At 66.1% G+C, this 26,585-nt stretch carries 21 protein-coding genes; 12 read left to right on the top strand and 9 right to left on the bottom strand.

The window, feature by feature from the left end; genetic code table 11:
* The first annotated feature begins 116 nt into the window (after positions 1 to 116).
* The 9 genes from cpdA (at position 117) to GA645_RS25500 (ending at position 11,350) form a co-directional block, all read left to right on the top strand.
* Complete coding sequence (gene cpdA, locus GA645_RS25540) at positions 117 to 935, top strand: 3',5'-cyclic-AMP phosphodiesterase (RefSeq protein ID WP_152226648.1); 819 nt, start codon at positions 117 to 119, stop codon at positions 933 to 935.
* Between the two features lie 79 nt (positions 936 to 1,014).
* Complete coding sequence (locus GA645_RS25535; RefSeq protein WP_152226646.1) at positions 1,015 to 1,638, top strand: YqiA/YcfP family alpha/beta fold hydrolase; 624 nt, start codon at positions 1,015 to 1,017, stop codon at positions 1,636 to 1,638.
* Between the two features lie 11 nt (positions 1,639 to 1,649).
* Complete coding sequence (gene parE, locus GA645_RS25530; protein WP_152226644.1) at positions 1,650 to 3,545, top strand: DNA topoisomerase IV subunit B; 1,896 nt, start codon at positions 1,650 to 1,652, stop codon at positions 3,543 to 3,545.
* Positions 3,545 to 4,549 carry an esterase-like activity of phytase family protein gene (locus GA645_RS25525; protein WP_152226643.1) on the top strand — a complete coding sequence of 335 codons (1,005 nt, stop codon included), beginning with the start codon at positions 3,545 to 3,547 and terminating at the stop codon, positions 4,547 to 4,549. Before parE ends, GA645_RS25525 begins: the two co-directional genes overlap by 1 nt.
* On the top strand, positions 4,546 to 5,070 hold the full coding sequence (locus tag GA645_RS25520; RefSeq protein ID WP_152226641.1) for a TIGR02281 family clan AA aspartic protease: 525 nt from the start codon (positions 4,546 to 4,548) through the stop codon (positions 5,068 to 5,070). The genes GA645_RS25525 and GA645_RS25520 overlap by 4 nt, the downstream gene beginning before the upstream one ends.
* A gap of 7 nt (positions 5,071 to 5,077) precedes the next feature.
* A complete protein-coding gene (gene parC, locus GA645_RS25515) occupies positions 5,078 to 7,342 on the top strand; it encodes a DNA topoisomerase IV subunit A (RefSeq protein WP_152226639.1) in 2,265 nt (754 codons plus the stop codon).
* A 150-nt stretch (positions 7,343 to 7,492) separates the two neighbouring features.
* Positions 7,493 to 8,212 carry a membrane integrity-associated transporter subunit PqiC gene (locus GA645_RS25510; protein ID WP_152226637.1) on the top strand — a complete coding sequence of 240 codons (720 nt, stop codon included), beginning with the start codon at positions 7,493 to 7,495 and terminating at the stop codon, positions 8,210 to 8,212.
* Between the two features lie 220 nt (positions 8,213 to 8,432).
* Positions 8,433 to 10,034, top strand: a complete 1,602-nt coding sequence (locus GA645_RS25505) for a glycosyltransferase family 39 protein (protein WP_152226635.1) — start codon at positions 8,433 to 8,435, stop codon at positions 10,032 to 10,034.
* Entirely contained in the window at positions 10,031 to 11,350 is a 1,320-nt protein-coding gene (locus GA645_RS25500; protein ID WP_152226633.1) for a calcineurin, read from the top strand. The genes GA645_RS25505 and GA645_RS25500 overlap by 4 nt, the downstream gene beginning before the upstream one ends.
* On the opposite strand, the gene GA645_RS25495 is transcribed toward GA645_RS25500, so the two are convergent.
* Both GA645_RS25495 and GA645_RS25490 read right to left on the bottom strand, forming a co-directional pair.
* The gene (locus tag GA645_RS25495) at positions 11,264 to 11,800 is read right to left on the bottom strand and encodes a metal-dependent hydrolase (RefSeq protein ID WP_152226631.1); all 537 of its coding nucleotides are present in this window, start codon (positions 11,798 to 11,800) and stop codon (positions 11,264 to 11,266) included. The genes GA645_RS25500 and GA645_RS25495 overlap by 87 nt on opposite strands.
* A gap of 36 nt (positions 11,801 to 11,836) precedes the next feature.
* Positions 11,837 to 13,411, bottom strand: a complete 1,575-nt coding sequence (locus tag GA645_RS25490; protein WP_152226628.1) for an AhpA/YtjB family protein — start codon at positions 13,409 to 13,411, stop codon at positions 11,837 to 11,839.
* A 210-nt stretch (positions 13,412 to 13,621) separates the two neighbouring features.
* On the opposite strand from GA645_RS25490, the gene serB reads away from it, so the two are divergent.
* Positions 13,622 to 14,842: a phosphoserine phosphatase SerB gene (gene serB, locus GA645_RS25485; protein WP_152226626.1), complete on the top strand. Its 1,221-nt coding sequence runs from the start codon at positions 13,622 to 13,624 to the stop codon at positions 14,840 to 14,842.
* Positions 14,843 to 14,969: 127 nt separating this feature from the next.
* Here serB and GA645_RS25480 read toward each other — a convergent pair whose 3' ends face one another.
* From GA645_RS25480 to GA645_RS25455, 6 genes are all read right to left on the bottom strand, one after another.
* Positions 14,970 to 17,042, bottom strand: coding sequence for an EAL domain-containing protein (locus GA645_RS25480; RefSeq protein ID WP_152226624.1), 2,073 nt, complete (start codon positions 17,040 to 17,042; stop codon positions 14,970 to 14,972).
* 65 nt (positions 17,043 to 17,107) lie between these two features.
* A complete protein-coding gene (locus tag GA645_RS25475; protein WP_152226622.1) occupies positions 17,108 to 18,904 on the bottom strand; it encodes a molecular chaperone in 1,797 nt (598 codons plus the stop codon).
* A 128-nt stretch (positions 18,905 to 19,032) separates the two neighbouring features.
* Positions 19,033 to 20,010, bottom strand: coding sequence for an HPP family protein (locus tag GA645_RS25470; protein WP_152226620.1), 978 nt, complete (start codon positions 20,008 to 20,010; stop codon positions 19,033 to 19,035).
* A gap of 75 nt (positions 20,011 to 20,085) precedes the next feature.
* Positions 20,086 to 20,955 (bottom strand): archaetidylserine decarboxylase, encoded by an 870-nt coding sequence (gene asd / locus GA645_RS25465; protein WP_152226618.1) that lies wholly within the window; start codon positions 20,953 to 20,955, stop codon positions 20,086 to 20,088.
* Between the two features lie 3 nt (positions 20,956 to 20,958).
* Complete coding sequence (rhdA, locus tag GA645_RS25460) at positions 20,959 to 21,774, bottom strand: thiosulfate sulfurtransferase (protein ID WP_152226616.1); 816 nt, start codon at positions 21,772 to 21,774, stop codon at positions 20,959 to 20,961.
* A gap of 137 nt (positions 21,775 to 21,911) precedes the next feature.
* Entirely contained in the window at positions 21,912 to 23,438 is a 1,527-nt protein-coding gene (locus tag GA645_RS25455) for an HDOD domain-containing protein (RefSeq protein ID WP_152226614.1), read from the bottom strand.
* Positions 23,439 to 23,559: 121 nt separating this feature from the next.
* On the opposite strand from GA645_RS25455, the gene motA reads away from it, so the two are divergent.
* Positions 23,560 to 24,411 (top strand): flagellar motor stator protein MotA, encoded by an 852-nt coding sequence (motA, locus tag GA645_RS25450; protein ID WP_152226612.1) that lies wholly within the window; start codon positions 23,560 to 23,562, stop codon positions 24,409 to 24,411.
* Positions 24,412 to 24,414: 3 nt separating this feature from the next.
* The gene (gene motB, locus GA645_RS25445; protein ID WP_152226610.1) at positions 24,415 to 25,470 is read left to right on the top strand and encodes a flagellar motor protein MotB; all 1,056 of its coding nucleotides are present in this window, start codon (positions 24,415 to 24,417) and stop codon (positions 25,468 to 25,470) included.
* 48 nt (positions 25,471 to 25,518) lie between these two features.
* Here motB and rsgA read toward each other — a convergent pair whose 3' ends face one another.
* Positions 25,519 to 26,550, bottom strand: a complete 1,032-nt coding sequence (gene rsgA, locus GA645_RS25440) for a small ribosomal subunit biogenesis GTPase RsgA (RefSeq protein WP_152226608.1) — start codon at positions 26,548 to 26,550, stop codon at positions 25,519 to 25,521.
* Between the last annotated feature and the right edge of the window lie 35 nt (positions 26,551 to 26,585).

Below are 26,585 nucleotides of genomic sequence, written 5' to 3'. Positions count from 1 at the left end.
GCCGTCCGCCGCGTGTCCCTAAATGTGATCTGTGACGCTTTCCCGGTTTGCCCGGGGGCGTGACTGTCACCATACTCATCTCATCCGTGGACGCCCGCCTCACAGGAGAAGGCGCATTGCCTCCAGTGCCTGCAAATCCTTCCGATACCGCACCGGTCCTGCTGGTCCAGCTATCCGACAGCCATCTGTTCGCAGAGCCCGATGGCCGTCTGCTGGGCATGGACACTGCCGACAGCCTGAGCCAGGTGGTTCGCCTCGTTCGTGACGAGCAACCGCATATTGACCTGGTGCTGGCCACCGGCGACCTCTCGCAGGATGGCAGCCTGGCGTCCTACCAGCGCTTCCGTGAGATCACCGCGCCCATCGCCGCGCCGATCCGCTGGTTCCCCGGCAATCACGACGAACTCGACCTGATGCGCGAAGCCACTGCGGGCACCGACCTGCTGGAGCCGGTGATCGACCTGGGCGCCTGGCGCGTCATCCTGCTCGACTCCACTATTCCAGGCGCCGTGCCGGGACAGATGAATGACGAGCAGCTCGACCTGCTCGAACGTGCCATCCAGGCCGCAGCGGACAAGCATCTGCTGATCAGCTTCCACCACCATCCCGTGCCCATCGGCAGCGAATGGATGGATCGCATCGGTATTCACAACCCCGAGCGGCTGTTCGCGATGATCGACCGTTACCCGAATGTGCGCTGCCTGCTCTGGGGCCACGTGCACCAGGAGATCGACCGCATGCGCGGGGATGTGCGCCTGCTGGCTTCGCCGTCCACCTGTGTGCAGTTCACGCCGGGCAGCGAGGACTTCTGTGTCGACAGCCCGGCGCCGGGTTACCGCTGGCTGCGCCTGCGCCCCGATGGCTCGCTGGAAACCGGCGTCTCGCGGGTGACTGGCATCGCCTTCGAAGTCGACTACAGCGTCAGGGGCTATTGAGACCGGGCCTCGTACCAGTCACCATCCTCGGTGCGATCCACTTGCGGCATGCCGCTTGCAGCTTGTAGCCTCCCGGCCCATGACTGCATTCCTCTATATCCACGGTTTCAACAGCTCCCCCGCCTCGCAGAAGGCGCGCCAGTTCGTGGCCGCCCTGCAGCATCTTGGGCTGGACGGGGCGGCGCGCGTTCCCGCGCTGCACCACCATCCGCGCCAGGCCATGGCGCAATTGGAGGCGGCAGTGGCGGAGCTCGGCCAGCCGCTGCTGATCGGTAGCTCTTTGGGCGGTTACTACGCGACCCATCTGGCCGAACGTCATGGCCTGAAGGCGGTCCTGATCAATCCGGCGGTAGGGCCGCACCGGTTGTTCGACGGACAACTCGGCCCGCAGACCAACTATTACAGCGGCGAGACCTGGGAGCTGACGCTTGACCACGTCCAGGCCCTGGCGGAACTGGAAGTTCCGGCGCCGGTCGATGGCTCGCGCTATCAGGTGTGGCTGCAGACCGCTGACGAAACCCTTGATTACCGCGCGGCCGAGCGCTACTACCGGGCCTGCGCGCTGCGCATCGAGGCGGGTGGCGATCATGGTTTCCAGCGCTTCGTCAGCCACCTGCCGGCACTGCTAGCATTCGCCGGGATACCCTCCGGCCTGTGGCGCGACGTAGACTTCTCGACCTTTGAACGAATTTCCTCTGAATAAGTAGGGACCCCATGGCCCAGCAGAACGCCTACAACGCAGACGCCATCGAAGTCCTCTCCGGCCTCGATCCGGTGCGCAAGCGCCCGGGCATGTACACCGACACCACCCGTCCCAACCACCTGGCCCAGGAAGTCATCGACAACAGCGTCGACGAGGCGCTGGCCGGTCACGCGAAAAGCGTGCAGGTGATCCTCCACGAGGACAACTCGCTGGAGGTGATCGACGACGGTCGTGGCATGCCGGTGGACATCCACCCCGAAGAGGGCGTGCCCGGCGTCGAACTGATCCTCACCAAGCTGCACGCCGGCGGCAAGTTCTCCAACAAGAACTACCAGTTCTCCGGCGGCCTGCATGGCGTGGGCATCTCGGTGGTGAACGCGCTGTCCACCCTGGTGGAAGTGCGGGTGAAGCGTGACGGCAACGAATACCGCATGACCTTCGCCGATGGATTCAAGTCCAGCGACCTGGAAGTGGTCGGCACTGTCGGCAAGCGCAATACCGGTACCAGTGTGCATTTCTGGCCGGACGCCAAGTACTTCGACTCGCACAAGTTCTCCGTCAGCCGCCTGAAGCATGTGCTCAAGGCCAAGGCCGTGCTCTGCCCCGGCCTGCTGGTCACTTTCGAGGACAAGGCCAGCGGCGAGCGCATCGAGTGGCACTACGAGGACGGCCTGCGCTCTTACCTGGTCGACTCCGTCTCCGAGAACCTGCGCCTGCCCGATGAGCCGTTCTGCGGCGCGTTGGCCGGCAACAAGGAAGCGGTGGACTGGGCCCTGCTGTGGCTGCCCGAGGGTGGCGAATCGCTGCAGGAAAGCTACGTCAACCTGATCCCCACCGCCCAGGGCGGCACCCACGTCAACGGCCTGCGCCAGGGCCTGCTGGATGCGATGCGCGAGTTCTGCGAATTCCGCAACCTGCTGCCGCGTGGTGTGAAGCTGGCCCCGGAAGACGTCTGGGAGCGCATTGCCTTCGTCCTCTCGATGAAGATGCAGGAGCCGCAGTTCTCCGGGCAGACCAAGGAGCGCCTGTCCTCCCGCGAGGCAGCCGCCTTCGTCTCCGGTGTGGTCAAGGACGCCTTCAGCCTCTGGCTCAACGCCAACCCCGAGTTGGGCCTGCAACTGGCGGAACTGGCCATCAGCAACGCCGGCCGCCGCCTCAAGGCGGGCAAGAAGGTCGAGCGCAAGAAGATTACCCAGGGCCCGGCGCTGCCCGGCAAGCTGGCCGACTGCGCGGGGCAGGACCCGATGCGCGCAGAACTGTTCCTGGTGGAAGGTGACTCCGCCGGCGGCTCGGCCAAGCAGGCGCGGGACAAGGAGTTCCAGGCGATCATGCCGCTGCGCGGGAAGATCCTGAACACCTGGGAAGTGGATGGCGGCGAAGTGCTCGCCAGCCAGGAAGTCCACGATATCGCCGTGGCCATCGGCGTCGATCCGGGCGCTGCCGACCTGACCCAGCTGCGCTACGGCAAGGTCTGCATCCTCGCCGACGCCGACTCCGACGGCCTGCACATCGCCACCCTGTTGTGCGCGCTGTTCGTCCGCCATTTCCGCCCACTGGTGGAAGCCGGCCACGTCTACGTCGCCATGCCGCCGCTGTTCCGTATCGACCTGGGCAAGGAAGTCTTCTACGCCCTGGACGAGGCGGAGCGCGACGGCATCCTCGACCGCCTGGCCGCTGAGAAGCGCCGTGGCAAGCCGCAGGTCACCCGATTCAAGGGCCTGGGCGAGATGAACCCGCCGCAGCTGCGCGAAACCACCATGGACCCCAACACTCGCCGCCTCGTCCAGCTGACCCTGGAAGACGCCGAAGGCACCGTGGAAATCATGGACATGCTGTTGGCCAAGAAGCGCGCCGGCGACCGCAAGTCCTGGCTGGAAACCAAGGGCAACCTGGCGGACTTCGCCTGATGCGCTGGCTGCTGGCCGCCCTCGGCCTGTGCGCCGGCGTTGCCTTGGCCGATACCGCGCCTGCGGTGGTGTCGAACACCCTGCAGTTTGTCTCCGAGCACCCGGTGGAAGGCATGCCCAAGGGCAACCTGTCGGGACTGGCGAGCTGCGGTGGCGAAGTGTGGGCGGTGTCCGATCGTGAAGACGACCGCATCTATCGCCTGCTGATCGAGGAGCAGCCGGGCAAGGCCTGGCAGGCCACCGCCGAGCCCTTCGTGTCGCCTGATGTGCCGGACAGCGGGCTGTCCTGGGGCATGCGCGCGCGGGTCAGCGTCGGCAGCCTGGTGCGCGGCGGTGCGATGGACTTCGAAGGCATCGCCTGCGACCAGTCGGGCAATCGCTATGTGGTCAGTGAAGGCTACGCGGCCGTGCTGCTGTTGCCGGTTGCTGGCGAGGCGTCCTGGCTGCCGTTGCCCAAGAGCCTGCTGCGCCAGGCCCGGGCCAGCGGCCTGCTGATGAGTTACAACGCGCTCTACGAAGGACTGGCGATCAGCCCGGACGGCAAGCACCTGTGGCTGGCGGCTGAACGCCAGCGCCGGGGGCTGCTGCGCGTGCGCAACGAGAATGGCACCTGGAAGTGTGACGGCAACTGTGTGCTGCTCAGCGAAGGTGGCACGATGATGCCGCCACCGGAGCTCGGCAGCGATCGTCCGCTCTCGATCGATTTCTCCGACCTTGTGCTGTACAAGGACAAGCTCTTCACCCTCGAGCGCCTGGCTCACCAGATATGCCGACGCGACGCCGACACCGGCGCGCAGGAACAGTGCTGGTCGTTCGCCGCAGGCGCCCTGGCGCCGGAGCGGCGCTATGACCTGCCCTACGGCGTCGCCGAAGCGCTGATCATCGACGACAAGGGGGCCTGGATCGGCCTGGACAATGGCGATCACGCGCGCGCCGATGGCGATTCGCGGCCCTACGTGCTGCGCTTCGCCGCGCCGATCGGCGGCTGGCTCGGTGGCAAATGAGCGACGCGGTGCCGGGACGGCGGATCGGCAAGATCATGATGTTTCTCGCCTGGGGCGCGGGCATCCTGCTGGCCACCCGCTATTTCGGTGCCTGGGAAGACCGTCAGCACAACCCGAATCCGCAACCGCAGTCGGTACGGGGCAATGGCTACGTGGAAGTGCGCCTGCTCGGCAACCGCTCCGGACACTATGTGGTCGATGGCAGGATCAACGGCACGCCGGTGACCTTCATGCTCGATACCGGCGCCACCCAGGTGGCCGTCCCGCAGGCCTTGGCTCGCCGGCTGGGGCTGTCGCTCGGCGCGCCGATCACCCTGAACACTGCCAACGGCCGCAGCGAGGGCTGGCGTACGCGCCTGTCTTCGCTGCAGCTTGGCGATATCCGCTTGAACGACGTGCCCGCGCTGATCGCGCCGGGCATGGAAGGCGACGAGGTGCTGCTCGGCATGAGCGCCCTCAAGCAACTCGATTTCACCCAGCAGGACGGCACCCTGGTGCTGCGCCAGCAATCTTCACCGTGAGGCACGCATGAGCGAAACCCTCGATCTGAGTCTGGAGGGCGTGGAGCGCCGGTCGCTGGCCGACTTCACCGAACAGGCTTACCTGAACTATTCCATGTACGTGATCATGGATCGCGCCCTGCCGCACATCGGCGACGGCCTCAAGCCCGTACAGCGGCGCATCGTCTACGCCATGAGCGAGCTGGGCCTGGACGCCGACGCCAAGCACAAGAAGTCGGCGCGCACCGTCGGTGACGTGCTGGGTAAGTACCATCCGCACGGCGACTCGGCCTGCTACGAAGCCATGGTGCTGATGGCGCAGCCGTTCTCCTACCGCTACCCGTTGGTGGACGGCCAGGGCAACTGGGGTGCGCCGGACGATCCCAAGTCCTTCGCCGCCATGCGTTACACCGAGGCGCGCCTGTCGCGCTACGCCGAGACCCTGCTCTCCGAGCTGGGCCAGGGCACCGCGGACTGGGTGCCGAACTTCGACGGCACCCTGGACGAGCCGGCCGTGCTGCCGGCGCGCCTGCCCAACCTGCTGCTCAACGGCACCACCGGCATCGCCGTGGGCATGGCCACCGACATTCCGCCGCATAACCTGCGCGAAGTGGCCGCTGCCTGCGTGCATCTGCTGGATAACCCGGGGTCCACCGTCGCCGACCTGATCGATTTCGTGCCGGGCCCGGATTTCCCCACCGAGGCGGAAATCATCACCCCGCGCGCCGACCTGCAGAAGATCTACGAAACCGGCCGTGGCTCGGTGCGCATGCGCGCCGTGTACCGCGTCGAGGACGGCGACATCGTGGTCACCGCGCTGCCGCACCAGGTCTCCGGGGCCAAGGTGCTGGAGCAGATCGCCGGCCAGATGCAGGCCAAGAAGCTGCCGATGGTGGCTGACCTGCGCGATGAGTCCGACCACGAGAACCCAACCCGCATTGTCATCATCCCGCGCTCCAATCGCGTGGATGCCGAAGAGCTGATGACCCACCTGTTCGCCACCACCGATCTGGAAAGCTCGTACCGGGTGAACATGAACGTCATCGGCCTGGACGGCAAACCCCAGGTCAAGGACCTGCGCCAGGTTCTCAGCGAATGGCTGACCTACCGCACCGACACCGTGCGCCGCCGCCTGCAGTTCCGCCTGGACAAGGTCGAGAAACGCCTGCACCTGTTGGAAGGCTTGCTGGTCGCCTTCCTCAACCTCGACGAAGTCATCCACATCATCCGCACCGAGGACCAGCCCAAGCCGGTCCTGATGCAGCGCTTCGAGCTGTCCGAGCTGCAGGCCGACTACATCCTCGACACCCGCCTGCGTCAGCTGGCGCGTCTGGAAGAGATGAAGATCCGCGGCGAGCAGGACGAGCTGGCCAAGGAGCGCGCCAAGCTGCTGGCGATCCTGGGTTCCAACGCCAAACTGCGCAAACTGGTGCGCGACGAGCTGATCGCCGATGCCGAAACCTACGGCGACGACCGTCGTTCGCCCATCGTCGCCCGTGCCGAAGCCCGCGCCCTTTCGGAAACCGAGTTGATGCCGACCGAGCCGGTGACCGTGGTGCTGTCCGAGAAGGGCTGGGTGCGTTGCGCCAAGGGCCACGACATCGATGCCACCGGTCTGTCCTACAAGGCCGGTGATGGCTTCAAGGTGTCCGCGCCAGGCCGTTCCAACCAGTATGCGGTGTTCATCGACTCCACCGGCCGCAGCTACTCGCTGGCCGCCCACAGCCTGCCCTCGGCCCGTGGCCAGGGTGAGCCGCTGACCGGCCGCCTGACTCCGCCGCCGGGCGCCACCTTCGACCGCGTGCTGCTGCCCGAGGACAGCGCGCTGTACGTGCTGGCTTCCGACGCCGGCTATGGCTTCGTGGTCAAGGGCGAGGACATGCAGGCCAAGAACAAGGCCGGCAAGGCCCTGCTCAGCCTGCCCAATGGCGCGCAGGTCATGGCGCCGCGTCCGGTTGCGGACGTTGAGCGGGACTGGCTGGCTGCCGTCACCACCGAAGGCCGCCTGCTGCTGTTCAAGGTCTCCGACCTGCCGCAGCTGGCCAAGGGCAAGGGCAACAAGATCATCAGCGTGCCGGGCGAGCGCGTGGCGAGCCGCGAGGAGTACCTCACCGACCTCGCCGTTCTTCCGACGGGCGCGACCCTGGTGCTGCAGGCAGGCAAGCGGACGCTCTCCCTCAAGGGTGATGACCTGGAGCACTACAAGGGCGAAAGGGGCCGTCGAGGCAATAAATTGCCACGCGGTTTCCAGCGAGTGGACAGTCTGCTGGTAGAATCGCTGTCTCAGGAGTGAAACGCGGCTCGATACATTCTGCCTCTGGAGCTGAGGCGCCGGTTGAGGGATGATAGGCCCTTTTGGCAGCCGGCGCCGTGGCGCGTTGCCCTGAAGTTACTTGAAATGTTGGAAGTAGCGCCGATTATCGGCGAATGACGGTGATTCACGATGAGCGCTCTGCGCGTCCTGGCATGTCTTTCCCTCGTCAGCCTTCTTGGGCTGGCGGGCTGCACAGTGAATCGACCGACCCAGCTGTATCAACTGGATGCAGGTGCAGCGTCGGTTCCGACCCGCGAAAATGGTGTCGCTGTGCTCCTCGGCCCGGTTTCCCTGGCTGACTATCTGAAACGTGAGACCATGGTCCAGCGTCAGGCTGACGGTATCCTCAGTCTGTCCACTGACGCTCGCTGGGCGGGCAGCCTGGAAACCAACGTCAGCCAGCAACTGCTGCGCCTGCTGTCGAGCCAGCTCGACAGTACCCGCCTGGCCCTGTTCCCGGAGAAGCCCGGCTTCACCCCGCAGGTGCAGGTCATGCTGACCATCAGCCGTCTGGATTCCGGCCCGAAGGAGCCGGCGGTGCTGGAGGCGCGCTGGCGTCTGCTCGATCCGAAGGGCGAGCTGCGCGATAGCCGTGTATTCCGCGAGGAAGAGCAGCATTCGGGCACGATCCAGGATCAGGTCCGGGCCCAGGGCGAGCTGTTGCGCAAGTTGTCGGTCCAGCTGGCCAAGGATGTCCGCCCGGTCGCCGCGGCGGTCGCCGAGCAGCAAGCGGCACCGCCCCGCAAGCCGGCGGTTGCCAATACCGAGAAGGCCAAGCCCAAGGAAGAAGGGCCGAAGATCCCGTTGGTGGTGCCGATCCGCACTGATGCCGAGGTATTCCGCTTCTGACGCCGATCGGCCCGAAACCTTGTTTTTTCGGGCCGATTCACATGGCGGCCGGCTTCCCGTGACGCCCGCTCCAGCTTGACATCTTCTTGACGCCTGGGGTGATATCAAGGTCGCCATTTGCAGGTCAGGATGCGCGGAAATCCTTCCGTAGAGCGCCTGCGGGGGACTTGACTTGTCGTCGTCACTTCCACTTTCTCATTCCGGTCAGGCTAGGACTGCCTTGACCCGGCAGGCGTTGTACGTTGCCCTGGCGGCGCTTGTACTGTTCCTGCTGGGGGCGCATGGCTCCTCGGTGGTGGGTTTTGATTCGCGTTTTGTGCTTTTCGCCAAGGAAATGCTGCGTCACGGCTCCGGATTCTTCCCGACCACCTATGGCGAGCCCTATCCGGACTACCCGGCGACCTCGACCTTCCTGACCTACCTGTTGTCGTTGCCGCTGGGGCGCGTCGATCTCTTCACCGCCTGGCTGCCGACCGCTCTGGCGGCGGCGGCCACCGTCGGCCTGACCTATCGCCTGGTGGCGCCGCTGTCCCGGCGCTGGGCCCTGCTCAGTGTGGCGATGCTGCTGCTCACCGCGACCTTCCTCAGCGAGACCCGGGCGGTATCGCTCGATCTGCAGGTGGCAGCGGTGGGGATGCTGGCGTTCTTCTTCGCGGTGCATGCCGAGCGTTATTCCAGCCTCGGGCTGTTGGCGCGCCTGCTGCCGCTCATGCTCGTTGGCTTCGCGCTGCGCGGCCCTCTGGGGCTGGTGGTGCCCGCTGGCATGGTCTGCAGCCAATTGCTGCTGGACCGCCAATGGCGCCGGCTGCTGGGCTTCTCCCTGTGCGCGCTGCTGATTCTGGTGGCTTGCACCGTCCTGCTCCTGGCCATGGCGCGTGCTGTCGGCGGCGAAGTGTTCGCGGTGGATGTCCTGCACATGCAGGTGACCGGCCGCCTGGACGGCAGCGCCGGCGCCAGTGGCGTGCTGTATTACTTCAATAGTTCGCTGGGCAACTATGCCCTGGCGTTCCCGCTGGCGGTGCCAGCTCTGGCACTGCTGTGGCGGCGCCGGGGCGATCCGGCGGCGCGCTTGGTTATCGGTTGCGCCCTGGCGGCGCTGGTGGTGATGGTCGGGCTGTCGGTGCCCCAGGCAAAGAAGGCCCGCTACATCCTGGCGATGGCTCCGCTGGCGGCGATCGTCGCGACCTATCCGTTCTACGTGAGCGACCGGCGCCTCGCCGTGGTCCTGCAGCGTGTGCTCCAGGGGCTCTGGCTGGTGTTGCCGGCGCTCATGTTGCTGGGTATAGGGCTCGGCTGGCGGCGCTACCCGCAGGCGCTGCAAGCGCTGGGGCTGCAGGTCTGGTTGTGCGTGGGCGGGCTGGTCGTCCTGCAGCTGTTCTCGCTGTTCCGCCTGCTGCGCCAGGAGCGCCGCGCGGAGCTGATCGCGCTCAGCGCGGTGCTGGCGCTGTGGGGCGGTTACATCCTGGTGGTCGAGCCGGTGGAGCGGCAGTTGTACGACAGCCGCGAATTCTCCCTGCAAGTGGATGCCACGGTGGCCGGCAACCCGGCGCCGCTGGTGCTCTACAGCATGGGGCGCGATGCGCGGGCGATCAAATTCATGGTCAACCTCGATCACGACATGCAACCGCTGTTCGCGGAGCAGCCTGCCCAGCTCGCAGCGATTCAGGGGCCGTATTACCTGATGCTGGATGAAAAGCGTGCCACCAGCCTGAAGGCCGCGTACCCGGCCCTGGGCGCGCCGGTACTCGCCGGCAACTTCGACAATGACCGTTATTGCCTGCTGTACGTGACTGATACCGGTGTGTTCGGTGCCGCACAATGAAGTCACTGCTACCCGCCTTCGGGCTCGGCTTGCTGCTGTGCGGCTGCCAGGGCTCGGACAGCTACAAGCACATCGCGCACGATCAGGCCTTCTTTCGCCAGCACCCGATGCCTCCGCTGCAGGTGACTGCGCCATCGGGGAGCTTCATCCTGCCGTTGCTGCCGGACACGCAGTACTACGCCGAGAACAATAACCGCGAGCTACGCCTGTTCCGTACAGGAGAGCGCTTCCAGGGACTGCCCTACGAGCCGGCGCTGGCGTTCTTCGCCCAGACTTCGTGGCTGGCGAAGAACGCCGAAGTGTTGCAGGTGCCGATGGTGGTGCATCTGGGCGACGTGGTGCAGAACGCCGGCACCCTGGGTCAGTGGCAGATCGCCAGTGGCGCGATGCGGGTGCTGGAGGAGGGTGGGGTGCCCTACAGCATCATGAGTGGAGACCGGGATATCCATGGCGCTGTCACGCCCGATGACCAGCGTTCGTTCCGCGACCGCTTCAAGGACCACTTCGGCCCGCAGCGCGCAGCCTGGCAGAGCACCTACGGCGGCAGCGACCCGCTGGGTCTGAGCCAGTACCACCTGTTCCGCAAGTACGGCCAGTCCTTCCTCCTGCTGGCGCTGGACTGGAGTCCGTCGCCGGCGACGCTGGCCTGGGCGCAGCAGGTCATCGATGCCCACCCACACGTCCCGGTGATCCTCGCGTCGCACAACATTCTCTACCGCAAGGCCGGCGAGCCGCCGCAGTTGTCCCGTGAAGGCAACGACAGTGGCCCCCTGCTCTGGGAGCAGCTGATCCGCCGCAACGACCAGATCTTCCTGACCCTCAGCGGGCACGTTGAGGGTTCCGCCCATGCGCGGATGCTCAATGACCAGGGCCACAGCGTGGACATGGTGATGGCGGACTATCAGGATGAGTACCTGGGCGGAAACGGGCTGATGCAGCTGCTGGAGCTGGACCTGCGGCACAACCGTATCGATGCCCTGACGCTGTCGCCCTGGGTGTTGTGGAAGCGGCAGTTCTATCCGCAGGCGTTCAAGGACTGCCCTTCGCAGCAGGTGCTGCAAGGCTGCGACCAATTGCTGCCGGCGCCTTCGACGGGATGGGACAACCAGTTCCGCATCGATCTCGATTTCCGCGCACGCTTCGCTGGCTTCCAGGGCTACACCGCGCAGCTCCCCGAGGGTGCGGCGAACGGGCCTTCGCTGCTGCAGCAGGTCCAGGCCCGGTTCGAGTCAGCCGCGCAAGCGCAGCAGGCGGCGCAGCGTGATTCCGCCAAGGGCAACGGCCAGGCAGGGGATCCAGACCCACCGCGCCTCTGACAGCAGCACCTGCGCACCGCGGGGGCTCAGGAAGCGCGACAGGCCGATGGGCGAAACTTCGATGGGGTGCAGCGGCAGGAAGTAGCGCTGATCGCTCCATGGCCAGAACCAGGCTACCCCCAGCCCGCCATCGGTCATGGCGTCGAGCACGCTGTGCGACGCGGTGGCCAGGCCGAGCCACAGGCCGGCTTTCGGCGGGCCGCAGCCAAACAGTCGGCAGGCGATGGCGCCAAGCGCGCCAATCAGGGCGGCGAACAGCAGCGAGTGGCTCGCGCCGCGATGCCCGAGCGCATCTTGGTAGGCGATACCGAACTTGAAGGCGACGACATCGAGGTCAGGCAGGCACGCGGCGAACATGCCGGCCAGCAGCAGGCGCGGTGGGATTACCCGCGAGCCGAGTGCCAGGCCGGCGGCCAGCACCGGCAGGGGATGGGTGATCAGGGTGGTCATGGAATCCGTTCCACGAGGGGCCTTGCGGCCCCGGCATCAACTGGTGCGCAGGGCGCGCATGCGTGAGAGCTGGCGCTCCAGCATCGAGGGATAGGGCTCTTTCAGCCATTCCACACAGCAGGCGTTCTCCGGGCTGGCGATCGGGCGGATGCGCGCACGTTCGCGGACTTTCTCATCATCGCCAATGGATTTCTCCACCAGCAGCAGGTTGCGACTGTGCTGGCTGAGGGCGAGGGCGTTCTGTGCCGCCGACTCCTGTAGTAGTTCGGCCTGTTCGAGGTCGGCGACATCTTCGCCCAGTACCAGGCCCAGTTGCAGTTGCAGGGTAATGCCGCTGTCGGCCACCTCGATCTGCAGGGCATGGCCCAGGGCGCGCATCAGCTCGCCGCAGCACAGGGCGTTGGTGAGGAATTCGTCATCATGATCGCGGCTGTGGAAGAGGATCAGGCTGCCGCCATCGTTGAGGGTGTACAGCGTGCCCTTGTACAGGCGCGCGGCCTGCTCCAGGCAGTCGCGATAGCGCTCCAGCAGGTCGACCAGGCGTGCGCGCGGCAGGCGGCGCAACTGTTCCTGGGCGCCGAGCTGAACGGCAAGAACCGCGCTGGTGCCGCTGGACAGCGGTACCGGTTCGGCCTCGGGCTCTTCCTCGACTTCGGCGTCGACTTCTGCCTCATCTTCCACCAGGGGTTCGAACTCTTGCTCGGGGAAGTCTTCGTCGCCCGCGGACTCGGCGGTGCGGCGGGCTGCCGGGGTTGGCAGTTCATCCTCGGAGAAGATGTTCTCGTCGAACTCGTGCTCGTCGCTGACGCCGGCCTCTGCCAGTACGGGTTCCTTGGCGGCTGCCTTTGCAGGTGCTTTCGCAGGCGCTTTCGGGCGCGGGGCGGGCGCGGTCACCACTGGTTCAGGCGCCGGCGGCTTCTCCGGTACCAGGCGCGTTTGCAGTTGACGGGCCAGGTCCCCGATCTCGTTCTGCAGCCCGGCGCCGGGCGCGGGGTCGTCCGGATCGCGCAGCCAGACACGAAGCTGTAACAAGGGTGTGGAAATCTGCCGGCCCAGGCGCAGGCCGAAGGTCAGGGTGAGCAGCAGCAGGATCAGGCTGATCAGCCCCATGCTCTGCAGGCTGACGGTCATCGGCTGCTCGAACTGGTGCATGTCGAGGCTGATGCGCAGATGGCCGGCGATCACTTCCTGGAAGGTGATGGGCGTGGAGTACAGCCCCTCGGTGTCGCCCAGCAGGCCCTGCTTGGGGCGGGTGCCGGACTCGGCGAGGATGCGGTTATCCACGCTGTAGATCGCCGCGTGGGCGACCAGCGGGTTCTTGGTCAGGTTGTTGAGCAGCACGTTGAGGCTGAGGATGTCGTTGGACACCAGCAGCTCGGTGGCGGACTGCGCCGTCTGGGTGGTCAGGCTCTGACCCAGGGCGTCGGCCTGCTGCTGCATGGCCTGCTTGAACTGCATGCCCATGACCCAGGCGTAGATCACCAGGGCAGCCGCCACCAGCAGCAGGGTGTGGATGGCGATTCGCAATGCGATCGGCACACGACGCTGGCGCAGGGCGTGGAAGAGCAGCAGGAAGAAATTGTCGGGCTTGACGGAGGTGGGCCGGGTCACAGCGGGCTCGGTCTTCATTAGGGCAGATACGGCCAGTATAACGAGCCCCTCCGGAGGGGCAAAGCGCCGCAGGCATTGTCAATACGACCTGGGCCGGGATGGGCGGGAAAAGTGCCTGCCAATCCGATCGGCGGCGCTACCCCGCAACCGGGCGGGCGCGGCGGAAAGCAGGTAGAATGTCGGCCTTTTTTACACGGCGGAGACAGCGCCTTGCGCGAAATCGTCCTGATCAACATCACCGGGGAAGATCGCCCCGGCCTCACCGCAGCCATCACCGGCGTGCTGGCCCAGGGTGGCGTGAACATCCTCGACATCGGCCAAGCGGTGATCCACGACACCCTGTCGTTCGGCATCCTGGTCGAGATTCCGGATACCGAGCAGGCGTCCTCGGTGCTCAAGGACGTGCTGTTCACGGCCTACAAGCTCGATCAGCAGGTGCGTTTCACCCCGGTTTCGGAAGACGACTACCGCCAGTGGGTGGGTGGCCAGGGCAAGCCGCGTCACATCGTGACCCTGCTGACCCGTCGGGTGACTGCCGAGCAGTTGCAGCGGGTCAGTTCGATCACTGCCAAGTACGGCCTGAACATCGACCAGATCGACCGTCTGTCCGGACGCATGGGGCTGGATATGCCGGCCGACCAGGGCAAGGGCTGCATCGAGTTCTCGGTACGCGGCGAGCCGGCTGACCCGGTGGCGTTGCGCGCGGAGTTCCTCAGCGTGGCCCAGGAGCTGAACGTCGACATCGCCTTCCAGCAGGATTCGGTGTTCCGCCGCAACCGCCGCTTGGCGGTGTTCGACATGGACTCGACGCTGATCGAGGCCGAGGTCATCGACGAACTGGCCAAGGCCGCCGGCGTGGGCGAGCAGGTTTCCGAGATCACCGAGCGTGCGATGCGCGGCGAGCTGGATTTCCGCGCCAGCTTCAAGGAGCGCCTGGCGCTGCTCAAGGGGCTGTCCGAGGACGTTCTGGAAGAAATCGGCGCCTCGCTGCGCCTGACCGAAGGCGCCGAGACCCTGTTCGCCGAGCTCAAGCGCCTGGGTTACAAGACTGCGATCCTCTCCGGCGGTTTCAGCTACTTCGCCAAGCAACTGCAGGCCAAGCTGGGTATCGACTATGTGTTCGCCAACGAACTGCAGATCGTCGACGGCAAGCTGACTGGCGTGGCCATCGAGCCCATCGTCGATGCCCAGCGCAAGGCTGATCTGCTGCGCGAGTTGGCGGCGAAGGAAGGCCTGCAGCTGGAACAGACCATCGCCGTGGGCGACGGTGCCAACGACCTGCCGATGCTCGGCCTGGCCGGCCTGGGCGTGGCCTTCCGCGCCAAGCCGCTGGTCAAGCAGTCGGCCAAGCAGGCGATCTCCACCCTCGGGCTGGATGGCATCCTCTACCTGCTCGGTTTCCGTGATCGCGAAGGGGCCGACGGCCGCTGATCGTTCCGGCTGTCTACGCAAGGCACGAAAAAGCCGCCCTTCGGGGCGGCTTTTTCATTCAGGGGCGGCGGGTTCTTCGTAGGAGCGAGCTTGCTCGCGAACCCGCCCAACGCTTGAGTCAGCCGGACTACTCGTCCGAAGCGAAGTCGTAATCCATCGCCTGACTCGGGCCTTGCAGGTAGTGGCCCTGGATATAGTTGGCGCCCGCCTGCCAGAGGGTCGCCAGGGCGCTGGCACTCTCCACCATCGGCACGATGGTCAGCTTGGCCTGGGCGTGCAGGCTGGCCATCAGGGTCTTGAGGTTCTCCTGATTTTCCGCCTTGCCCAACTCCTGCACGTAGGAGCCATCGACCTTCACGAAGTCGACGTTCATGTGCTTGAGCGTATTGAACGGGTTGAGTGCGCAGCCGAACTGGCACAGGGCTATCTGGCAGTGCAGCTCGGCGAGCCCCTGGCTGAGCACCTTGGCTTGCTTGAGGTAGCTGATCGCGTCCGGTTCGCTGATCTGGATAATCAGGGCGTCGGCCGGCAGGCGCGAGGCTTTCAGCGCGACGTTCAGCCAGGGCAGCAGCTCGGCGTCCTGCAGGCTGGAACTGGACAGGTGCACGAACAGCTTGGTCTCGTGTCCCTTGGCGCGGTGTTCGGACAACAGCTTGATCGAGTTGAGCAGGACCCAGCGGTCGATCCGCTCGGCCAGGCCACCCGCCTTGGCGGCGGCAAGGAAGTCCGCCGGCGGCACTTCCTCGCCTTGCGGATTGAGCAGGCGCAGCAGCACTTCGTAGTGCTCGTGGGTGTCGCCGCGCAGGCTGATGATCGGCTGGAACAGCAAGCGGAAGCTGTTCTGCTCCAGGGCCTGGCGGATGATTGCCAGGGTGTCGCCGCGGTTGGCGGCGGCGGCCAGCTCGTCGGCCGGGTCGTAGAGCTTGAGCCCGTTGCCTTCGCGCTGCGCGATCTCGTCGGCGCTGCGATGCGCGCGCTCGATGACGTCCTGCGCGCGGGTGGTCTTTTCGTCCAGCCCGGCGACGCCGATGGACAGGGTGACCTGGGCCGTGCGGCCGTGGATGTCGAACAGGTTGCCTTCGATTTTCTTCAGCAGGCTGGCGAACAGTGGCTTGGTCTGGTCCGGGGCATGCCCCGGCAGCAGCACGGCGAACACGTCGTCGCTGAAGCGGGCCAGCTGGGCTTCCTGGGGGAAGTGGGCGCGCAGCAGGTTGCCAAGGTCGGCGAGTAGCAGGTCGATGCTGGCGACGCCCAGGTTGAGCTGCAGGGTCTGGGCGCGGTCGAGCAGTATGTAGGCGAAGCTGGCCGGCTGGCCGGCAGTCACCGCGCGCTCCACGGCGCTGTCCATCAGGTCGAGGAAGTGGCCGCGGTTGTAAAGGCCGGTGACCAGGTCCTGGCTGCTGACCTCGCGCAGTTTCTCTTCGAGCTGGGCGTTGTCGGTCTCGGCGCGGATCACCACCTGGATGCACGGCTCGCCGTCATAGGTGGCTGGCGAGAAGGTCATGCGCGCACTGAAGGCCTGGCCGTCCACCTTGATGCCGCTGCAGGCCAGGTCGGCGTTGTCTTCGGTGGTCTGGTAACCCTTGAGGAAATCCTTGAAGGTCGCCTGGTCGGTGCCGGCGATCAGGTCGATCATCGGCATGCCTTCCAGCTCTTCCGCGTCGTCGTAGCCGAACAGGTCGACGTAGGCGCGGTTGGAATAGATGTGCATGCCATCGTGGACGTAGGTGATGGCGTCCACCGAGCTGTCCAGCAGCAGCTGGCAGCGTTTTTCCGTTTCGCGCAGGGCGACTTCGGCGGCGCGGCGGGCGCGGCGTTCCTCGAGGTTGGCCAGTTCGCGCTTGGCGACCAGGATCAGGCGTTCGTCTTCGCCTTGCGGCAGGGCGTCCTGGGCTCCGAGGGTGAGGGCCTCGGTCACCGCATCGGAGTCGTTGCCGGCAATCAGCTGGATGAACGGGATGTCCTTGGCCTGGCGGCGAATGCTGTTCAGGGCTTCGCTGGGCGCCATGGCACTGCTGTCCGGGGCGGCGATCAGCAGATCCCAGCCCTGGGGAAGGATTTCCAGGAGGTCGTCGCTGGACGTGATGCGGTGGACGCGAGTAGCGCGGCCAGCATTGCGGAACAGGCTGACCAGGCGCTCGGCTTCGTTCTGGGAGTCTTCCAGGATCAGCAGGCGGACGGTCTTCTTTTCATTGGCCATGAGTGAGGCTGCTTATACCGTGCTAGACGGCAGCAAATGGGCGATGAATGGGGATTGGCCGGAATCTACAGCGACTTCCAGAGCGAGTCAAAGTCTTCCTCCCCGCGGGTAGCTGGTGCTGTGACCGGCTTATCGTTCGTTGTGGCGGCAGTGTCGTGCGCCCGGTATTCGAACTGGGTGAAGCTGCCGGTTGCGGTGACTTTGATCGAGAGCGTGGCGCGACGCTCCTCGCCGTGCAGGTTGATCTGCACCTTGTTGCCTTCCTGGAAGGGCAGTCGCGGGGTGATCACGGTGGCCGGTCGCGAGATCGCGGAGATCTCCGGCAGTAGCAGGGCGCGCAGGTACTGGCTGCCCTGCTCGGTCTTGCGCAGCAGTTGCAGGCCGCACGGCTGGGCGAGGGGGGCGATCAGTTCAATGCCCATCTGGGTGCCGCCTCCACGGACCTGGCGGATCCAGCGCACCACGGCCACGCTCCAGCTCTGGTCCGGGGCATCCTGGATGCCCAGCAGTTCACCGGCCTGCAGTTGGCTGGGAATCTCCTTGGGCCAGGTCAGGCAGTAACCGCCCGGGCTGTGGTTGACGATGGGCAGGGTGAAGACCGGGTACTCCTCGGGAGGAACTTCGGCAATGGGCTGACTGCCCTCGGTCGGAGTGATCGGTGTGTACTCGATTTCCTCCAGCGACATGCCGGGTTGCCAGTCCTTCACCTGTTGCGCGTCGAAGGCGGTGGACCAGGCATCCTTGACTTCGGTCTTGACCTTGGCCGCGAAGTCCGGGGTCTGGCTGCGCTTGAGCACATCGGCGAAATGCTGACGGCCGGCGAGGAAGTAGTGCAGGGCGCTCATGCCGATGCAGACGGTGAGCTGGCCATGGCCGGCGGTACGCTGGAAGGTCCGCTCGGCGATGTCGCCCCAGGCGGCGGCCAGGTGCTGCAGCAGGTCGACGGAGACGCCTTCGGGCACTTTCAGGCGCGCCTGGTTGCGGTTCTCCGGGAGCAGCAGGAGGTATTCCTTGATCAGGTCGACCAGGGGCTGCGGGTCGATGCCCAGGCTGCCCGGCAGGTCACCTTCCTTGAACAGGGTGCGGTAACGCGGCGGACCGTCCACCTGGGGGGCGACGACGAACAGGGTCGAAGGCGCATCGGCGGATTGCACGCGAATCTGTGGGCTCCAGCCTTCCAGCACCTCCGCCAGCCGGGCGATGTTGTGCTGGCGCATCTGATTGCAGCGTGCCGAGCCGAGCATCAGCGCCACCAGGTAAGCCTGCTCGATGGTCAGGCCCTGGGCGTCGCAAGTCAGTTCGTCGCGGATGTTCAATTTGTGCAGGCCGTGCTGGCGGGCCAATTGGTACAGCTGGTGCAGTTCCAGCCACAGCCCTTCCGGCACCGGGCAATAAAGCTGCGAAGAGCGGATCAGTGGCCCGCACAGGGTACGGATGGCGCGCTGGATGGAGGCTGCCAGCAGTTGCGCGCGATCACGCGAAGCACGACCTGCCTCGCGCACGACGATCAGCTTGTAGCCGATGGCAAGGTGGTTCTGCAGGGCCTGGCAAAGGTTGGCGACCTTGCGCGGGCGCTCGTCGAGGACGATGGACTGATTGAGGAAGTGTCGCTCCAGATGCTGGCAGACGAACTCGACTTCCGGGCGGAACAGTTCCAGCAGCTGCAGGCGAGACTCCACGTGGAGCTTCAGCTGGTTCAGTTCGATCAGGCCCTGATAGAGCTGGCGGGCGGTCTCGCCCAGGTTGGCCTTGGGCAGGTGATCCAGCCAGTATTTCAGCTCGCGCACATTGGCGTTGCAGAAGCTCAGGCTCTCGTGCGTGGGGGTGGGGACACGTAGAAACTGCTGGGGACTGTTGTCCATGGTTGGATCGGATTCTCCACAATCTGGGCCGCTTGGTGGACCGACGGGTCGTCACGCTCGGCTTTTCCCGAACTCTAGCAGTATCCGTTGCGCACCGCAGCCCATCGCTGGATGGGCGAGCCGACGAGTCACGCAGGCGGTATTTCGCCCTTGATCTGGCGTTGCAGGGCGTCACTGGCGGAGGCTTGCGGGGTAACGCGCAGCCAGCCGTCGCCCTGCGGAATCACCGCGTGGGCCGCCCATTCGAGCAAGTCCTGGCGGCGGCAGGCGCCGGTGTTGCCCTTGCCGGCGCCGGCGATCACCTTGTAGACCAACTGGTCCTGGCGCGTGCGCTTGCCGGGATGGTCGTCGATGACCTGGCGCACCGCCCAGGCGTTGCCGCTCAGCGCATTGCTGTAGCAGGCGCCGAGGAGGATGTCGTCCGGGCCCAGGCGTTGCGCCTGGGCGTGTTCCTGGGCCAGCTGGAGGATTTTCAGCAGGTCGTCGAACTGCACGTCGATGAACGAATCCATCTTGCGCAGCGCGTGGTAGAGGTCTTCCGGCGCGGGGCCGGCGGGCAGCTTCGGCGTTTCCGGCAGGCGCGCCAGCGGCGCGGGATAGCGGCGCCAGGCGAACAGTCCGTTAAAGGCCACGGCCACGACGAGGATCAGCACCACGTTGAGCAGCACCGGGCTGAGCACATAGTGGAAGCCCAGGGCGTTGATCGCCGGCCCGCCGGACACCGCCGCCAGGGCGGTGGCGCCGCCCGGGGGATGGATGCAGCGGGTGTAGTGCATGACCAGGATCGCCATGCCGACCGCCAGGGCCGGGGTGAAAGCCTGGTTGGGGAAGAGCTTCTGGCAGATCACCCCGACGAGCGCCGACAGCACCTGGCCGCCGATTACCGCCCAGGGCTGGGACAGCGCGCCATGGGGCACGGCGAACAGCAACACGGCGCTGGCCCCCATGGAGGCAACGACCCAGATGGCCGCTTCGCTGGGCAATACCCAGTGGGTGACGGCATAGATGGCGGCGATGCCGCACAGCGCTCCGAGAGCGGAGAGCCACTTTTCCAGATGGCTGGTGGCGTTGGCACGCCAGCCCATGAGATGCAGGAAGCGATTCATGGCAGGGAACTAGCACGTGAGGCAGGAAGCGTGGCGGGCGGCTCATTGGCCACCCGCCTTATAGTGAAGCAGGTATCAGCCCTGGCGGGCGTCACCCAGGCGTTGGCCCATGCGAACCGGGCTGGTGGCTGCCAGGTTCTCGGCCCAGCTGACCTGTTGCGGTCCGAACAGCACGATGGCCGTGGAGCCCAGCTTGAACCGGCCCAGCTCGGCGCCTTTTTCCAGGTGGATCGGCGCGCGCGCGGCTTCGTTGTAGGAGAACGACTTCAGCTCGCGCTTGGGCGGCGTGACCAGCCCGGCCCAGACGGTTTCGATGGAGGCGACGATCATCGCGCCCACCAGCACCACGGCCATCGGTCCGCGCTCGGTGTCGAAGATGCACACCACGCGCTCGTTGCGGGCGAAGAGTTCCGGCACCTGCTCGGCAGTGAGTTGGTTCACCGAGAACAGCCGGCCCGGCACGTAGACCATCTCGCGCAGGGTGCCGGCCAGCGGCATGTGCACGCGGTGGTAGTCCTTGGGCGACAGGTAAACGGTGGCGAACTCGCCGCCCATGAAGGGAGCGGCGCGCTCGGCGTCGCCGCCCAGCAGTTCCATCAGGCTGTAGCTGTGGCCTTTGGCCTGGAACACGCGCCCGTGCTCGATCGGGCCGAGCTGGCTGATGGCGCCGTCGGCGGGGCTGAGCACGCTGCCTTCGCTCTCGTCCAGCGGACGGGCGCCGTCTTTCAGGGCGCGGGTGAAGAAGGCGTTGAAGTGCTCATAGGCACGCAGGTCCTCGACCTGGGCTTCGCGCATGTCCACCCGGTAGCGACGGGCGAACCAGGGAATCAGGCGGTCCTTGAACCAGGGGGCGCGGCATTCGGCGGCGCAGCCGATCAGGCGCGACAGCAGGTGATGCGGCAGCAGGTACTGGGCGAGGATGAACAGACGATCTTTGAACGACATTCCTTAAACCTCTACAGGGGTGTCGGGGTGGTTGCCCCATTCCGACCAGGAGCCGGCATAGCCCTTGACCCGCGGATAGCCGAGGGCCTTGGCCACCAGGTAGGTGAAGCCGGAGCGGTGGTGGGTCTGGCAGTGGGTGATCACTTCCTTGTCCGGGGTGATGCCCAGGTCCTTGAGGATCTGCGGCATATCGGTACGGATGCGCAGGGCGCGGGCCGGGTCCATGCCGGCGGTCCATTCGAAATTGACGGCGCCGGGCACGTGCCCGCCCTTGGCGGCGAGGACTTTCTGGCCGCTGTATTCACTGGGATTGCGGGCGTCCCAGATGGCCAGGTCGGCGGCGCCCAGGCGGCTTTGCAGGTATTCGCGGGTGGCGGTGGGCTCGTCGTGCAGGGTCAGCGGCAGCGGGCCGCCGGCCGGCGTCGGAACGTCCTGGCTCAGCGGCAGGCCGTCGGCGACCCAGGCGTGCAGGCCGCCATCGACGTAGTGGTAGCGGTGGTGGCCGATCACATCCAGCAGCCAGATGAAGCGACCGGCCCAGCCGCCGCCTTCGTCGTCGTAGACCACGTAGACGGCATCGGGGTTGTGGCCCAGTTCGCCGAACAGTGCTTCGAGGTCGGCCTTGGCCGGAAGCAGGCCGGGGGCTGGCGTGCCGCCCAGCTGGGTGCGCGCCGGGGCGACGAAGCGGGCGCCGGGGATGTGACCCTGGGCGTAACGCGCGGCGCTGGTCAGGTCGACCAGGATCAGGTCGGCGGCGACGAGGCGGCTGGCAAGGTCAGCCGGTTCGATCACCAGGGGCAGAGCGGAGAAGGCGGACATGTCGGAGTCTCCCGGTACGGCGGTCGGCCCGCCGTGATGGTGGAGGCGGCGTGAGCTGGCGCCCTGGGCTGCCCATGGAGGGGCGATAGTCTAAAGGGGCGCCAGTGTACCGGAAATCCGGCTGAACGCCGCGCGGCTCAGGAGACGCCGCGGGACATCTGGCGGATGGCCTGCTCGATGCACTGCGCGGTGCGGCCGAAGGCCTGCGCATGCAAGTCGCCCAGCGGCTGGCCGTTACGGTCGACGGCCAGCAGCATGACCACCCGGCTGCCGTTGCCGAGCGAGCGCAACAGCAGGTGTTCGCTGGGCAGCAGCGCCTTCAGCGCACCGGGCAGCACGGCGGAAAAGTCGGCCATGTTCGCCGGGCTCAGTCGCAACTGCCCCGGTTGCTGCATCAGCTTGCGCAGCAGCGGGCTGGCCGCGACTTCCAGTTTCAGCCCGCCGGCTTGTTCCGGCAGGCCGAAATGGCGGCGGGCCAGTAACCATGCCTGGTCGCGGTCGGCGAGCAGGATCACCCCGCGTTGCAGGCCGCCGGCCTGGAGGGCGGCGCTGGCGGTGTCCAGCAATTGCACGGCGTTACCGAAGGGCGAGGGGCTTTGCAGCAGGCGCGCGCAGTGCTGGCGCCATTGGGCAAGGGTGTCGGGCGCCTTGGGTGGTTCCTCAGGTTTTGGGCCGTTCAGCCAGCGACGGGCGTCCCAGGGCCAGAGCAGGGCCTGGGCCGGGTGCCAGAGCAGTGGCTGGGCGTGACGGCGGGCGCTCTGTGCGGCAAGACCGTGGACGGTCTGTTGCAGCTCCTCCAGCGGCATCTGCAGATAAAGGCTGGTCAGGCGCTGCCAGCGCAGCATGTGCGCGCCACCCCATGACTGGTGCGCGGCGGTGGCCAGGCTGTTGGCCAGCAGGATGGTGTTGGCTGGGCGGGTCAGCCAGCGCTGCAGCTCCGGGTCGGCGTCCAGGCGCTGTTGCTGGCCCAGCGGCTGGGTCTCGGTGTGGGCCACGTGCAGGGCACGCACCAGCAGGCGTTTGTCATCGCTGAGCAGCGCGTAGCCCTGGGCGACCCAGTCCGGCAGCCGCCATCGTTCGGCCAGCGCCCGGCATAGCGGCAGCAGGCGGGTGCCGAGCAACTCCTGCTCGACTTCGCTGCTGCAGCGCCCCAGGCCGTAGACCCGGCGCTGCCAGGTCTCCAGCAATTCCGGCTTGGCCGTGGCCAGCGCCCAGAGCGGGGCGAGGGTGAACAGGCTGCCCCAGTGGATTTCCTGCCAGAGCCGCGCCAGGCGGTTGGCGAACAGGCCGCTGGCCTGTTGCATGGCGTGGCGGCTGATCAGCAGCAACTGGCTCAACGCACGGGGCATCTGCGCTTCGGGCACTGACGGCAGGCGATCGAGCAGTTGGGTGACGCGCGCCAGGCCCAGGCGGTTGAGGGCGACTTCCAGGCTCTCCGCCGGATTGTCGCGGGCGCTCGGAGCGCTGTTGGCCTCGCGCAGGATGGCGAAGGCCAGGGTCGGGCAGTCCTGCAGCAGGTCGGAGATATCGCGGATCGAGCGGCGGCTGTCATTCAGCGCCCGGCGAATATCGTCGCGGTGCTCCTGGGGGACGGGCAGCGGCAGCTCTTCCAGCAGGGAGAGCCAGTCCGCGAGACGCTCTGGGTTTTGCACGGGTTTGGGCATGCGAGAGGCGCCGAACTGGTTTTTAGTGTTTTCGGCCTATAGTCTTGCCCGAAATCTCCGATAACAACAGGGAGGCGGGAACTATGCCTCTCATTCTGTTCACAGTTTCAGTCCGGTCCCCATGTCAAAAATCATCGGCATCATCGTCATCCTGGGCAGTGTGCTCGGCGGGTATCTGCTCTCCGGCGGCAAGATCGCGGCCATCATCCAGCCGTTCGAATTGCTGATCATCGGCGGCGCCGCGCTGGGCGCCTTCCTCCAGGCGAACCCGGGCAGCACCTTCATGACGGTGCTGAAGAAGGCGCCGAAGATGTTCAGCAACCGCTTCACCCACACCTTCTACCTGGAGGTGCTGGGCATGCTCTACGAGGTGCTCAACAAGAGCCGTCGCGAGGGCATGATGGCGATCGAGGCGGACGTCGAGGATCCGGGTGCCAGCCCGATCTTCAGCAAGTACCCGGCGGTGCTGAAGGATGACCGGATGACCGCGTACATCTGCGATTACCTGCGCATCATGTCCTCCGGCAACATGGCGCCCCACGAGCTGGAAGGCCTGTTCGACATGGAGCTGGGCAGCCTCAAGGAGCACCTGGAGCATCCCGCCCATGCGGTGACCCGCGTCGCCGACGGCCTGCCGGGCTTCGGTATCGTTGCCGCGGTGCTTGGCATCGTGATCACCATGGCCCTGCTCGGCCAGGGCAGCCAGGCGGAAATCGGTCACCACGTGGCCGCGGCGCTGGTGGGTACTTTCCTCGGTATTCTCGCGGCCTACGGTTTCGTCGGGCCGCTGTCCAACGCTCTGGAGCACGACGCCAAGGAAGAGCTGAACCTCTACGAAGCCATCAAGGCCTGCCTGGTGGCCTCCGCCTCGGGGATGCCGCCGTCGCTGGCCGTGGAATTCGGCCGCAAGGTGCTGCTGCCGGCGCATCGGCCCAGCTTTGCCGAGCTGGAGCAGGCTGTGCGCGGGCGCTAAACGATGGATAACAACCAACCGATCATAGTCAAGCGCGTCAAGCGCTATGCCGCCGGTCACCATGGCGGTGGATGGAAGATCGCCTTCGCCGACTTCGCCACCGCCATGATGGCGTTCTTCCTGGTGCTCTGGCTGTTGTCCTCGGCTACGCCGGAGCAGAAGAAGGCCATTTCCGGCTACTTCCAGGACCCGATCGGTTTCACCGAAAGCGCCAGTCCCTATGTGATCGACCTGGGCGGCACGCCGACGCCCGCGCCGGACAAGACCCTGAACCCGCAGATCCAGGCGCAGCCCGAGGCGGACGAAACCCGCATCAGCCCGGAGGACGAGGCCAAGGTCAACGCCGAGCAGGCGGAGAACATCGCCGAGAAGCTGGAGAAGGAGCGGCTGGAACTGTTGCTGCAGGAGCTGCAGAACAAGGTCGACGAGAACCCCACGCTCAAGCGCTTCAAGGACCAGATCCTGTTCGAGATCACCCAGGACGGCCTGCGCATCCAGATCGTCGACTCGGACAACCGACCGATGTTCGACCTGGGCAGCGCGCGCCTGCAGCCTTACTTCGAGGACATCCTGCTGGCGCTGGCCGAGACCATCAAGCAGGTGCCGAACAAGATCAGCATCAGCGGTCACACCGATGCCAAGCCCTACGCCGGCAATGGCGACTTCGGCAACTGGGAGCTCTCGGCCAACCGCGCCAACGCCGCGCGGCGTGCGCTGGAGGCGGGCGGTTATCCGGATGCGCAGATCGCCCGCGTGGTCGGCTACGCGTCTTCGGCACTGTTCGACCGTGACAAGCCGCTGAACCCGGTGAACCGCCGCATCGACATCATCGTCCTGACCAAGAAGGCCCAGCGTGCCATCGAGGGGCAGGATGGCAGTACCGACAAGCCCGCCGATGGTGCCGCTACGCCGGGTGCTGTGGTGCCCAAGGGCGGCGCTGCGGCCCAGCCGGCGGCCGGGCAGGCTGCTCCGCTTGCGCCGGATCAGCTCAAGCAGAAGCTCAACCTGTTCGACGACGGTGGTTCGCTGAAGCTCGACGAATTGAACAAGCAGCAGTGACACTTGCGGTGAAATGAAAAAGGCCAGCTGGAAAGCTGGCCTTTTCGTTTAGTACTCGTCTTCCGGCAGGCTGGCGAGGATGTGCCGGTAGCTGGCCATCCGTTGCGGCGAGACACGCCCGTCCTCCAATGCCTTCAGCAGTGCGCAGCCTGGCTCGCGGTCATGCTTGCAGTCGCGGAAGCGGCAGTGGCCGAGCAGGTCGTGGAACTCGATGAAACCGGCTTCCACATCGTCGCGGCTGACGTGGACCAGACCGAATTCGCGGATGCCGGGGGAGTCGATCAGGTCGCCGCCGGCGGGGAAGTGGAACAGCCGCGCGGTGGTGGTGGTGTGGGTGCCCTTGCCGGTGACTTCTGAGAGATCGCCGACGCGGGTATCGACGCCCGGCAGCAGTGCGTTCACCAGCGACGACTTGCCGACGCCGGACTGCCCGACGAACACGCTGACGTGCTCGTTCAGCGCGGCGCGCAGGGCGTCCATCGCCAGGCCGTTGAAGGCCGAGACCTCCAGCAGCGGGTAGCCCAGTTCGCGGTAGGTGCCCAGCAGATTGTCGATGAAGGCGGAGTTCTCTTCGTCGATCAGGTCGGCCTTGTTCATCAGCAGCAATGGCTTGATGCCGGCGTGCTCGGCGGCTACCAGATAGCGGTCGATGAGGTTGGCGTGGGGCTCCGGACGCGGCGCGAAGACGATCACGATGCGATCGACATTGGCCGCCACCGGCTTGAGCACGCCGCGCATGTCCGGGCGGCACAGCTCGGAGCTGCGTGGCAGCTGCGCGACGATCACGCCGATGCCCTGGTTGCCCGGGCGCCAGACCACCTGATCACCGGTCACCAATGTCGGCAAGTTGGCGCGCAGGTGGCAACGGAACACTTGGCCGACGTGGTCGCCTTCCAGCGCCTCGACTTCCACCTGCACCCCGAAGTGGGCGATCACCTGGCCGGTCTGCTCCGGTCCGAGGTCGCCGCCTTCCAGTTCTTCCAGTGCGCGCGATTCGCGCTTGGCCGCGCGGGCAGCACGTTCTTCCTGGACTTTTTCGATCCGCCAGCTCTGCCGGCGGGTGAGGTGACGCTTGGCCATAGGGTATCCACAGGGAAAATCGCGCCGGAGTTTAG

This window comes from Pseudomonas sp. SCB32 (genome assembly GCF_009189165.1).
Lineage (GTDB): Bacteria > Pseudomonadota > Gammaproteobacteria > Pseudomonadales > Pseudomonadaceae > Pseudomonas.
Note: the sequence above shows the minus strand (reverse complement) of the source record. Positions and strands in the feature narration are given on the sequence as shown.